Below are 12,968 nucleotides of genomic sequence, written 5' to 3' on the forward strand. Positions count from 1 at the left end.
GTCCCGTACCCCAGCATTCGAAAGGAAACCCGGCATGGAAACCCGCACCCGGAAACCGCTCGTGACGGCCGCCGTATCGATCAGCCTGCTCATGGTCACGGCCGCATGCTCGTGGTCGGACACGCCTGCCTCGGGGGCGGGCGGTGACGGCACCCTGACCGTCGCCGGGCCGCTCCCGATCGAGAACCTCGACCCGCACGGCCCGGCGAGCATGGACGGCGGGACGCAGCTGGCGGCCCGGGCGCTGTTCAGCCCGCTGGTCACCGCCACCGGACCCGGCGAGTTCAAGGGCGACCTGGCGACCAGGTGGGCGCCGAACAAGGACGCCACCACGTGGACCTTCACGCTGCGCTCGGGGGTGACGTACACCGACGGCACACCGGTGACCGCGCAGGAGGTCGTCGCCTCCTTCGAGCGGATGCTCGCCGCGAAGGGGCCGCTGGCCGGCAACTTCGGCGGGTACAGCGTGACCGCGCCGGACAAGAAGACGGTGGTCTTCGCCTCCAAGACGCCCGACGCCGCGTTCCTCGGGAAGATCACGTCGTTCTTCGTCACCCCGAAGACGGCCGAGGAGAACGGCTTCTTCCAGAAGCCCATCGGTTCCGGGCCCTTCAAGGTCACGTCGTTCGAACCCGGTCAGTCGCTGAAGCTCTCCCCGAACTCCGGTTACTGGGACGGCAAGCCGGACGTGAAGAACCTGGAGTTCATGTCGATCCCCGAGGTGTCGGCCCGGATGACGGCGCTCAAGACCGGAGAGGTCGACGTCACCTGGGGCATGCCCGACGACCAGATAGCACAGCTGAAGTCGGACCCGAACATGACTGTCGACACCGTCCCGAGCCCCGGCGTGAACACGATGTGGATGAACAGCTCCACCCCGGCGCTGAAGAAGGCGGCCGTCCGGCGGGCGCTGTGGCAGGCAGTCGACTTCAAGTCGATCATCGAGTCGCTGTACCCGGAGACCGGATCACCCGCTGACTCGGTGGTCAGCCCCGCGGTCCTCGGCTACGCGAAGCAGGAGCCGGTGAAGTTCGACCGGGCCGCGGCGAAGGCGGCGCTGAAGAAGGCCGGATTCGACTTCGGCACAACGCTGCGCTTCCAGTACTCGCAGCCCAACTTCCGGCAGTTCGTCGAGGCCGTGGCGTCGGATCTGGCGAAGGTCGGCGTCAAGGTCGACCCCATCGAGAAGGAGCAGGCGGTGTTCCTTGAGGACCTGCTCGCCATGAAGTGGGACATCAACATCCAGCAGATCGGCTCCCAGGGCTACGACGCGGCCACCAACCTCGGCCGGCTCTACCCCTGCGCGGCCAAGCGCACCGGCTACTGCAACAAGGAGCTGGACAAGAACCTGGCCGCGGCGGGGGCGACCACCGACACCGCCGAGCGGAAGGACCTCTACGCGAAGGCGACCAAGACGATCTGGACCGACGCGGTCGGCATGTACCCCATGTTCGTCAAACAGCCCTACGCGTGGCGCACGTCCGTCAAGGGACTTGAGCCGGCCCCCGACGGCATGCCCACCTTCGCGGACGTGCAGGTCTCGGATGACTGACCTGCACCCACCCACCGCGATGCCGTCCGCGGCAGACGACGCCGCCGCGCCGGGAACACCGCTGCTCGAAGTGGAGGACCTTCAGGTCACCGTCGCCGGGGGCGCCGGTGAGGGCACGGTGATCGACTCGGTGTCCTTCTCGGTGGCCGCCGCCCGCACGACCGGGCTGATCGGCGAGTCCGGCAGCGGCAAGACGATGAGCTCGATGTCCATCGTCGGCCTGCTGCCGGCCGGGGCGCAGACCTCGGGCCGGATCGCGTGGAAGTCGGAGAACCTGCTCGACACGCCCGCCCGCCGGCTCCGGCAGGTGCGCGGGCACGAGATCGGCGTCATCTTCCAGGACCCGCTCGCGGCCCTGAACCCGATCCAGACGGTCGGGCGCCAGGTCGGCGAGATCCTGCGCCGCGGCGGCATGCGGCGCCGCGAGGTCCGTACGAAGGTGCTGCAGCTCCTCGACCGGGTGGGCATCCTGGATCCCGGGCAACGCATCGACGCCTACCCGCACGAGATGTCCGGAGGCATGCGCCAGCGCGTGATGATCGCGATGGCGCTCGCCGGCGGGCCCCAGTTGATCATCGCCGACGAGCCGACGACCGCCCTGGACGTCACCACCCAGGCGCGCATCCTGAAGCTGCTGGCGGACCTGCGCGAGCAGGAGGGTGTGGCCATGCTGCTGGTGAGCCACGACCTGCGGGTGATGGCCCATGTGGCGGACGACGTCGTCGTCATGTACGCGGGCCGGGTCGCCGAGCGCGGCCCGGCGCGCGAGGTGCTCGATCAGCCCCGGCATCCGTACACCCGGGCGCTGGGCAACAACGTGCCCGCGGTGAGCACGAAGACGGCGATCGCCGAGCCGCTGCAGGGCGCCCCGGCCAATCCGTTCGATCGGCCGTCCGGGTGCGCCTTCCATCCCCGCTGCCCGATGGCGCGCGAGCGCTGCCGGACCGAGGTGCCCCGGCTGCGGGAGGCCGGGCCGGGCCGCTTCAGCGCCTGCCATTACGCGTCCGAGGTGAGTTCATGACGTCGGCGGACACCCTTCTGGAGATCCGCAACCTGCGGGTGTCGTTCTCCGGTCCGCGACGGTCGCTGCGGGCACCCCGGACGAGGATCCAGGCCGTGGACGACGTCAGCCTGGACGTCCGCGTCCAGGAGATGCTGGCGCTGGTCGGCGAGTCCGGTTCCGGCAAGTCGACCGTCGCCCGCTGCGTCCTCGGGCTCGTACGCCCTCAGGCCGGCACGATCTCCTACGCGGGCCGGCCGCTGGGACCGATCGACAAGCGGACGCCCGAGCTGCAGCGCGCCATCCAGATGGTCTTCCAGGACCCCGGCTCGTCGCTGAACCCGCGGATGACCGTCGGCTCGATCATCCGCGAGGCGTGGAAGGTCCACCCCTCCGTGGCGCCGGCCGGCGACCGCGTGAAGGCGCTACAGGCGGTACTCGCCGACGTCGGTCTCGACGGGGGTGTGGTCGACCGGCGGCCCTCGACGCTGTCCGGCGGGCAGCGGCAGCGGGTCAGCATCGCGCGGGCGCTGGCGCTGCGGCCGCGGCTGCTGGTGTGCGACGAGGCGGTGTCCGCGCTGGACGTATCGGTCCAGTCCCAGATCCTCCGGCTCCTCGTCGACCTCCAGAAAACGCGCGAGCTGGCCGTCCTGTTCATCACCCACGACCTGGCGGTGGTGCGGCAGATCGCGGACCGGGTCGCGGTGATGAAGAAAGGCGAACTGGTCGAGTGCACCTCGGCCGAGCAGTTGTTCACCGCGCCGTCCCACCCCTACACGCAGGGCCTCTTGGAGGCCGCCTACGACCTGGAGGGCGCGGACGTGCCGGTCAGGGAGACACGGGAGCCAATCAGTTGAGTAACGAGCACAGCATCCGAACCGACGTCCTCATCGTCGGGGGAGGCGTCGGCGGCGTCGCCGCGGCCCTCGCGGCGCTGCGCCGCGGCCGGTCGGTCGTCATCACCGAGGAGTACGACTGGCTCGGCGGCCAGCTCACCAGCCAGGCCGTCCCGCCCGACGAGCACGCCTGGATCGAGCAGTTCGGCTGCACCCGCTCCTTCCGCGCCTTCCGCGAGGGCGTGCGGGAGCACTACCGCACCTGGTACCCGCTGACGTCGGCCGCGCGCCGGCAACCGGACCTGAACCCGGGCCTGGGCCGGGTGAGCCGGCTGTGCCACGAGCCGCGCGTCGCCCTCGCCGTACTGGAGGGCATGCTCGCGCCCTACCGGTCCGCGGGCAAGATGCGCGTCCTGACCGGGCACCGGGCCGTGGCCGCCCACGTCGACGGCGACCGGATCACCGCCGTGACCGTCGCGTCCCGTACGGGCGAGGAGTGCACCATCGAGGCGCCCTACGTCCTGGATGCCACCGAACTCTCGGACCTGCTGCCGCTCGCCGACGTCGAGCACGTCATCGGCTTCGAGTCCGCGGCCGAGACCGGCGAGCCCAGCGCGCCCAGAGAGGCGCAGCCGCTCAACCAGCAGGCGTTCTCGTGGGTGTTCGCGGTCGAGCATCTCGACGGCGAGGACCACACGATCGACCGTCCCGCCCAGTACGGCTTCTGGCGGGAGTACCGGCCGGGCTACTGGCCGGACCGCCTGCTCAGCCTCACGGCGCCGGACCCGCGGACCCTGGAGACGCTCACCCGGACGTTCGTGCCGCACGCGCCGTCCGGCCCGATCGTCGCCGATCAGAGCACCGACCCGGGCGACCGTGACCTGTGGCAGTTCCGCCGTATCTTCGCGCGCGAGCAGTACGAGCCGGGCTTCGCGGCGAGCGACATCACCGTCGTCAACTGGCCGATGATCGACTACCTCCCCGGCCCGCTGGTCGGCGTCACCGACGACGAGCGCGACAAGCACCTGGAGGGCTCGCGGCAGCTGTCGCTGAGCATGCTGTACTGGCTGCAGACCGAGGCACCGCGGCCCGACGGCGGCACCGGCTGGCCCGGCCTGCGCCTGCGCCCGGACGTGATGGGCACCGCCGACGGCCTGGCCATGGCGCCGTACATCCGCGAATCCCGCCGGATCCGGGCGCACACCACCATCGTCGAGCAGGACCTGTCCATGGCGGTACGGGGCGACGCCGGCGCCGTGCACTACCCGGACTCGGTCGGGGTGGGCATGTACCGGATCGACCTGCACCCCTCCACCGGCGGCGACAACTACATCGACGTGCCCAGCAGCCCGTTCCAGATACCCCTGGGCGCCCTGCTGCCGGTCCGTGTGCGCAATCTCCTCGCCGCGGGCAAGAACATCGGCACGACGCACATCACCAACGGCTGCTACCGGCTGCATCCGGTGGAGTGGAACATCGGCGAGGCGGCAGGCGCGCTGGCGGCGCACTGCCTCGCCAACTCCCTGACGCCGGAGCAGGTCAGGGCCGATGCCCGACACCTCGGGTCCTTCCAGAGTGAGCTCGTGCAGGACGGTTTCGAGCTCGCCTGGCCCGAGGTGAAGGGCTACTGATGACGAGCGATGGCATATCACTGCTCGGCGGGGTCACCGTGCCGCTCGTCACGCCGATGGACGAGACCGGGCGACCGGTGGCCGCCGACGACCTGCTCGCCGCTCTTGCCGGTGCGGGGGTCGAGAAGCTGATGCTCCTCGGCAGCAACGGGGAGGGCCCGCTGCTGCCGACGGCGACCGTCGGAGCGTTCGTCGACGGCGTGATGAAGGAGTGGCGGGCGCTCACCGGCGGCGGCGTGGTCACGGTGAACGTGACCGCGGCCGGCACGCTTGAGGCCCTCGAACGGGCGGAGATCGCGGCAGCGGCCGGTGCCGACGCGCTGGTCATGAGCCCGCCGATCTACTTCCACCACCGCGACGACGAGATCGTCGCCCACTACGCCGCGCTGGCCGACGTCGGCCTTCCGGTCATCGCGTACAACGCGCCGCGCTACAGCAACCCGCTCACGCGCGAGCTGATCGACGCGCTCCTCGACCTCGACCACCTCGTCGGGATCAAGGACAGCTCCGGCGACATCGGGTTCCTCGGCGAGCTCGTCGAACGGGCGCGGACCCGGCCCGGCTTCGCCGTCAGCCAAGGCGCGGAGACTCAGCTCGCCGCAGCCCTCGAACTCGGCGCCGACGGCATCGTCCCCGGCGTCGCCAACATCGGCCCCGGCCTGTCACTGCAGCTGGTCGCCGCCCACGAGGCCGGCGACCGCGACGAGACACACCGGCTCCAGGCGCTCATCACCGAACTCACCAAGCTCCACGCCATGCGTCGCGGGACCCCGGGCGTCAAGGAGATCCTTGCGCAACTGGGCCTGTGCCCTCCGTACGTGGCGCCGCCCCTGCTCCGCAGCGAGCCGGGCGAGCGCGTCGCCTTCCAGGAGTTCATCGCGGCGCACCGGAACCAGCTACTCCACCCACCGAAGGGATAGCGGCAGCATGGGCACGAGCGTGAACAGACGTCATCTCCTGCGCGCCGCCGGCATCGCGGGCGTCACCACCGCGACGGCCGGCGCCGTCAGCGCGACCGCGCAGGCCATGCCGGCGGACCCGGCCGACGTGGCGAATGCCGCCACGCCGCAGGACTTCGGTGCCGTCGCCGACGGTGTCGCCGACGACACCGGGCCCATCCAGGAGGCCATCGACGCGCAGCGCGAGCGGACAAACAAGATCGTTTACTTTCCGCCGGGCGCATATCGCATCACCAAGACGCTGGTCGTCCCCGACGCGGAGAGCGCGGGAGGCACGCACTTCAACCGCCTCGTCCTCGCCGGTGCCGGCACCATGGGCTCGCGGACCTCGATCATCGACGTCGACTTCGACGGGACCGCGATGGAGGTGCGCGCCCCGCTGGCGGCGGTGCGCGGCCTCGCCTTCGTGGCGCCGCCGAGCCTGAAGAACACGGTGGGCCTGCGCATCGCCCGGGACCCCGGAGCCGAGCCGCCGAACACCGACGACATGGACGCGACGGTCACCGAGTGCACGTTCATCGAGTTCTACACCGCCGTGCGGCAGGTGGGGCGCGGTCTGGTCTTCACGAACAACCTGGTCGCGGTCGGTGACGTGGGCCTGGAAATCTCGTGGCCGACCTCGGGGGTCGGCGGCGACGGCGTCCATGTACTGCCGTACGGGATGCGCAAGTGGCTCATCGAGGGCAACCACTTCCACAGCATGGGCACGGCCATCGTCACCAGCGGCGCGGACGCCCACAACTTCCGCGGCGCGGTGATCGCGAACAACATCCTCGACATCGGCAAGCGGCTGTTCTCCGGCGGCGTCATCAACTCGACCTTCGCCGGAAACGTCGTCGAGAACGGCACCGGAGGAGGGGTCGTCACCGTCTCCTCCGGCGGTACGAACCTCACCTTCACCGGCAACATCCTCGGCGGCGGCGACCCCGGCGGCGGCGCCCGCCCGCCGCACGCGATCGAGTTCCGTCCCGAGGCGAAGGCGCGCAACGTCACGATCACCGGCAATGGCTTCAACTGGATCGAGGGCTCGCCGGTCTACTTCGGCGGGGAAGTATCCGACGTCACGGTCGCCTCCAACTCCTTCGAGAACTGGAACCTCCTCAAGGAGGAGCGGTGGAGCGCGGTCCGTATCAACGGCGACGCCGCCGGCGTCGCGGTCATGGGCAACGCCTTCGGCGACAACCCGGTCGACGCGTCGCCGCCGGTGCGCGTGATCGGGAAGGTGACCGGTTCCACGATCGTCGGCAACACCTTCCGCAACACCGCCGGCGTGCTGTACGCCGAGACGGTCGGCGACGGGAACTACATCGAGCGCCGCGGCGCCGGTGCCAACAAGCACGAGCTCACCGCGAACAAGGACGGCGCGCTCGTCGTACGGTCGACCACCACTGGCGCTCCCGCTGTCGGCTCCGACGCGTACGGCAGCTTCGTCGCCGCATCGGACCAGACCGCGGGTGCGGGACCCGGCGTGAAGGGCGGCGTACGGGTCGTACCGGCCAATGAGTCCGGCGCCGCGGCCGTCGAGCTGCTGTGCGCGACGAACAGCACCAACGGGGTCGCGGCCCTGCGGGTGGACATCAACGGACTCGTCCCGACGGCCGACAACGCCCGCGACGTCGGCTCGGCGGAGAGGCGCGTGCGGACGGTCTACGCCCACAACCTGCAATTGGCGACCGTGCCGGCCGCCGACTTGCCCGAGCCGAAGCCCGGCGCGGTGGCCATGGTGAACGACTCGTCCGACAACCCCGTGCTCGCGATCTCCGACGGCAAGGGCTGGCGCCACCTGCCGCTGGGCGATCCGATCTGATCGCCGACCCCTGAGACACCCGAGGAAGTATCACGTGAGACTGGCCAGTTATCTGTATGAGGGCACCGAGCGGTGGGGGTTCGTCATCGAGCCTTCCGGCGGAACGGCGTGGGTGGTCGAGCCCGGCCGGGCCGAGGCATTCCTCACGACGTACGCGTCTATCCCGTCGTCCGGCCTCGTGGCCACGCGCCCCCGCTTCCTCCAGGACGCGTGGCCGGCCACGCTGGCGGACTTCCTGGCGCTCGAGGACGCGGGTATGGAGGCGCTGTCGCGGCTGGCCGGCTACGCAGAGCGGTTCGTGGCCCAGACCGACGCGACGCTGCTGCCGCGCGCCGGGCACCCCGTCGACGAGGTCGAACTGCTCGCTCCCCTCCCACGGCCGCGGCTCTACTGGGGACTGGTCACGAACTCCCCGTCGTTCGTACGCAACAACCCGGACATCGGCAGCCTGAACCTGTTCCCGCTGGGCCACCAGCGACCGCAGGGCGCGGCGATCGGCCCCGGCAGTCCGGTGACGATGAAGCACGACCACCACCTGCCGCACATGGCCTACAACGTCGAGCTCGCGATCGTGATCGGCAAGGCCGGGCGCTACATCCCGCTCGACCGGGCCATGGACCACGTCGCCGGCTATACCGTGGTGAACGACGTGTCCGGCAGCTACTACTACCGGGCGGTCACCGGCAACGCCGGCAACGGGTACTGCCTCCCGGCCGGCTACGACGACTGGCTCTACCAGGCCACCGCGTCCTGGGGTGGAAAGAAGGCCGACACCCTGTGCCCGATGGGCCCGTACCTCGTGACGAAGGACGAGGTGGCGGACCCGTACAACCTGCTCATGTACACCCGGCAGTCGGGCCGGACGCGCGACCGCGCGCACACCGCGGCGACCCTGATGGGGATCGAGCGGGTCATCCACTGGTACTCGTCGTTCGCCTCGCTGGAGCCCGGTGATGTCATCCACTTCGGCACGATGGGCGTCGACGGCCTTCCGGTGTTCCCGGACGACGCGGCGAACCCGGAGACCCGGCTGGAAGTCGAGATCGAGCAGGTCGGCACCCTGGTCAACCCGGTCCGGATCGCCGACGCGGGGGAGCGGCCGCGCGTGCCGATGGAGTCCCACCCCTCGTACGCCATCCGGGAGGTGGCCGCGTCGGGCAGGCGCGTGCTGGACGCGCCGGGGGAGTGGTCGGTGAGCGGGGCACGCCACTTCTACACGTCGTTCGGCAACGACCGATCCGTGGCGGCGGCGGCCGGCCTCGCGCAGCTGGAGGTGCCACGCTTCCTGAACGGCCCGGCCAGGTCGCTCACGGCCAGTGGAGCGGTCGTCGAAATCCCGCCGCGCGCCCACGACATCGTCGTAAGTATCGAACTGGCCGCGGTGGTACGCGAACTGGCGGCAGACGTCGAGGACGGCCGATCGGTCATCCTCGGCTACACACCGCTCATCTCGCTCTGCGACCTCTCCTTCGCCGATGCGGTGGTCGAACCGGCGCGGCTCGGCGAGCGCGGCATTCCCGCGGTGTACGGCAGGTGGGCGGACGGCTTCAATGTCGTGGGTGACCCGCCCGTGCCGCTGCCCGATCACGACTGGAGCGGCCGGGCCATGTCGCTGGAGGCCGGCGATCAGGTGATCCACGGCAAGACCTCGCAGTACATCGCGGGCCCGGACGAGCTGGTCACCACGATATCGAGCGTGATCACACTGTTCCCCGGCGACGTGATCACACTCGGCCGTACGGGCGCGCACCTCCGCGTCTCCCGGGAAACCTACGAATCCGGCCTCGTGGTCCGCGGCGAGATCGAAGGCCTCGGCACGGTGGAGGCCGAGCTGGCACCGAGGGAGCAGCATGACGGACAGTGACCGGAGCGGGCGCCCGACGCGGGCGATCCTGGTCTTCTTCGACACCCTGAACCGGCGCTTCCTGCCCCCGTACGGCAATGACTGGGTGCACGCCCCGAACTTCCGCCGTCTCGCCGAGCGCAGCGCGACCTTCAGCAACTGCTACGGCGGTTCGATGCCCTGCGTCCCCGCCCGCCGGGAACTGCACACCGGCCGGTACAACTTCCTGCACCGCAGCTGGGGCCCGCTGGAGCCGTTCGACGACTCGATGCCGCGGCTGCTGGGGGAACACGGCGTCCACTCCCACCTGGCCACCGATCACCAGCACTACTTCGAGGACGGCGGCGCGACGTACCACACCCGCTACACCACCTGGGAGTTCTTCCGCGGCCAGGAAGGCGACCCCTGGAAGGGCCAACTCGCCGACCCGGACATCCCCGAGGCGGCCAGGCTGCAGCGCAATGCGCTCTGGCGCCAGGACTGGGTCAACCGCGGCCACCTCGAACGCGAGGAGGACCACCCGCAGTCCCGCACCTTTGCCGCGGGCCTGGAATTCATCGAGACGAACCACGCCCAGGACAACTGGTTCCTGCAGATCGAGACCTTCGACCCGCACGAACCCTTCTACACGTACAAGCAGTACAAGGACCTGTACCCGCACACGTACGACGGCCCGCACCTCGACTGGCCGGAGTACAAGCGCACCACCGAACGCCCCCAGGCCGTGGAGCACGTCCGCTACGAGTACGCCGCGCTGCTGAGCATGTGCGACCGCTCACTGGGCCGGGTGCTGGACGCCATGGACACCCACGGGATGTGGGACGACACGATGCTCATCGTCGGCACCGACCACGGCTTCCTGCTCGGCGAGCACGGCTGGTGGGGCAAGAACGTCCAGCCCTGGTACGACGAGAACATCCACACCCCGCTGTTCGTCTGGGACCCGCGCACCGGGGTCCGCGGCGAACGCCGCGACAGCCTCGTGCAGACCATCGACCTCGCCCCGACCCTGCTGGAGTACTTCGGGGTCGACCGGCCGCCGGACATGCGGGGCGCACCCTTGCGCGACACGACCGCGAGCGATGCCCCGGTGCGGGAGGCGGCGCTCTTCGGCTCGTTCGGCGGCCACGTCAACGTTACGGACGGCCGCTACGTCTACATGCGCGCGAGCGCGAGCGAGGACAACGCGCCGCTCTACGAGTACACGCTGATGCCCACGCGCATGAAGGGCCACTTCTCGGCGGAGTCACTCCGCGCGGCCGAACTCGCCGCCCCGTTCTCCTTCACCAAAGACTGCCCGGTGCTGCGGGTGCCCGTCCACGGTCAGCGCAACACCCACCACCATGGCTCACTCCTCTTCGACCTCGAAGCCGACCCCCGGCAGGAACACCCCCTCCTCGACGACGAGCTGGAACTGCGGATGGCCGGCCACCTGGTCTCACTCCTGCACGCCAATGACGCCCCGGCCGACCAGTTCCAGCGGATGGGCCTCCCGGCGGAGGGCGAGGTGGGCCGCGAGCACCTGCTCGTACGCGCACAACGCGAGGCGGCAGACCGGGCCGCCGCAGCCCTGCCCACCGAGGACGATCTGCCCCAGGGCCGCTTCGATCCGCGCAGCCCGCTGTCCACCATCCTCGCGGAACCGGCAGCGGCCGAAGCCATCGAGAAGGCGGTCCCCGGGCTACTCAGCAACCCACGGATCGCCACCCTTGGCCACATAACCCTGCGGGACCTGGCCGCCCTCGCCCCCGCGGTACTGGACGGCCCTCGTCTCCGCGCCCTCGCCGAAGCGCTTGCCGCGGTGCCCTAGGGTCTGTCGGCCGCGGCAGCAACACACCGGACGGCTCCGGCGCCAACCTGGGCTTCCGCTGCGCCCCCGGACACTCAGCAGCTAACGAACGCATCCTGTGCCGACCCCCCGAGAGGAGCCCGCGGATGGCCGAGACGGCTACGAGGACGGACCTGGCCGAGTCAGCCCCGCCGCGCCCGAACATCGTGGTGATGCACTGCCACGACCTGGGCAGGTTGCTGGGCTGCTACGGCAATCCGACCGTGCACACGCCCCACCTCGACGCCTTCGCGGCCGACGGGATTCGCTTCGACGGCATGTTCGCGGCGGCCCCGCAGTGCAGCCCGTCGCGCGCGGCGCTCTTCACCGGCCGCTGGCCGCACGCCAACGGCGTCCTCGGACTCACCCACAACGAGTTCGCCTGGGACCTGCACCCCGGCGAGCGCCACCTCGGCGGTATCCTGCGCGAGGCTGGCTACCGCAGCGTTCTGCTCGGCGTCCACCACGAGTCCCGGACCCTCCCGGACCAGGAGATCGCCGAGCAACTGGGCTTCGACCTCGTCGACAAGTCGGAAGTACTCGCCGATCCCGTGGCCGATCGCGGCATCGCCCACCTCAGTGAACTCGCCGCCGGCGAGAAGCCGTTCTTCCTGGAACTCGGCTTCTTCGAGCCGCACCGCATCCCCGGCCGACGCGACCCGCACGGCGTCCAGGGCTTCCTCGGCAACCACGTCGAGCCCGACGACAGCCGGGGCGTGGCCGTGCCGCCGTATCTGCTGGACACCGAGGCCGCCCGCACCGAGCTGGCTGAGCTCCAAGGCGCCGTCCGCCACATGGACGCCGCCGCGGGCCGGGTCCTTGCCCACCTGGACGAGCTCGGCATCGCCGACAACACGCTGGTGATCTTCACCACCGACCACGGGCTCGCCCTGCCGCGTGCCAAGTGCTCCCTGTACGACCCCGGGCTCGAGGTCGCCTTCATCGCCCGCTACCCGCGACGCGGCTGGACCGGCGGGCGCGTCCACGACGAACTGCTCTCCCACACCGACTTCGTGCCGACGTTGCTCGAACTCCTTCAGCGGCCCGCGGACGACGACCTGCACGGCCGCAGCTTCCTGCCGCTGCTCGACGGTGGGCAGCCGTACACTCCGCACGCCGAGGTCTACGGTGAGATGACCTATCACGACTACTACGACCCGCGCCGTTGTCTGCGCACCAGGACCCACAAGCTGATCGCCAACTTCAGCTCCGCGCACGCCTTCATGGATCCGAGTCAGTCCTGGCACCGGCGCTGTATCCCCAGGGTGCAGATCGCTGGACCGAAGTCGAGCCACGCCGCCCTGGAACTCTACGACCTGCGTGCGGACCCGGCCGAACTCAACGACCTCGCCGGGGACCCTGAGCAGGCCGAACTCCTCGCCGACCTCTCCCGGCGTCTGTACGCGTGGCTGCGGCGGACCGAGGACCCGCTGCTCCATGGCGCGATCACCTCGCCCCTGCACATCAAGACCGCCGGTCTGCTGGGCGGGGTGGCGGATGACTGAACCGTGC

9 protein-coding genes are annotated in these 12,968 nt (G+C 70.4%); all 9 read left to right on the top strand.

The genetic code is table 11. The features are described 5' to 3' along the window. Positions 1–34: 34 nt before the first annotated feature. Entirely contained in the window at positions 35–1,552 is a 1,518-nt protein-coding gene (locus T328_RS02795) for an ABC transporter substrate-binding protein (RefSeq protein WP_496494180.1), read from the top strand. Continuing rightward, positions 1,545–2,573 carry an ABC transporter ATP-binding protein gene (locus T328_RS02800; protein ID WP_496494181.1) on the top strand — a complete coding sequence of 343 codons (1,029 nt, stop codon included), beginning with the start codon at positions 1,545–1,547 and terminating at the stop codon, positions 2,571–2,573. Before T328_RS02795 ends, T328_RS02800 begins: the two co-directional genes overlap by 8 nt. Beyond that, positions 2,570–3,409, top strand: coding sequence for an ATP-binding cassette domain-containing protein (locus tag T328_RS02805; protein ID WP_496494182.1), 840 nt, complete (start codon positions 2,570–2,572; stop codon positions 3,407–3,409). The genes T328_RS02800 and T328_RS02805 overlap by 4 nt, the downstream gene beginning before the upstream one ends. 14 nt (positions 3,410–3,423) lie before the next feature. Continuing rightward, on the top strand, positions 3,424–5,019 hold the full coding sequence (locus T328_RS02810) for an FAD-dependent oxidoreductase (protein WP_496494312.1): 1,596 nt from the start codon (positions 3,424–3,426) through the stop codon (positions 5,017–5,019). Beyond that, on the top strand, positions 5,019–5,939 hold the full coding sequence (locus T328_RS02815; protein WP_496494183.1) for a dihydrodipicolinate synthase family protein: 921 nt from the start codon (positions 5,019–5,021) through the stop codon (positions 5,937–5,939). The genes T328_RS02810 and T328_RS02815 overlap by 1 nt, the downstream gene beginning before the upstream one ends. Before the next feature lie 7 nt (positions 5,940–5,946). Further along, entirely contained in the window at positions 5,947–7,785 is a 1,839-nt protein-coding gene (locus T328_RS02820; protein ID WP_496494184.1) for a glycosyl hydrolase family 28-related protein, read from the top strand. 34 nt (positions 7,786–7,819) lie between these two features. Then, the gene (locus T328_RS02825; protein WP_496494185.1) at positions 7,820–9,649 is read left to right on the top strand and encodes a fumarylacetoacetate hydrolase family protein; all 1,830 of its coding nucleotides are present in this window, start codon (positions 7,820–7,822) and stop codon (positions 9,647–9,649) included. After that, a complete protein-coding gene (locus tag T328_RS02830; protein ID WP_496494186.1) occupies positions 9,636–11,438 on the top strand; it encodes a sulfatase in 1,803 nt (600 codons plus the stop codon). The genes T328_RS02825 and T328_RS02830 overlap by 14 nt, the downstream gene beginning before the upstream one ends. A gap of 125 nt (positions 11,439–11,563) precedes the next feature. Next, positions 11,564–12,961, top strand: a complete 1,398-nt coding sequence (locus T328_RS02835) for a sulfatase family protein (RefSeq protein ID WP_496494187.1) — start codon at positions 11,564–11,566, stop codon at positions 12,959–12,961. Positions 12,962–12,968: the final 7 nt, after the last annotated feature.

The organism is Streptomyces sp. CNX435, assembly GCF_059570575.1.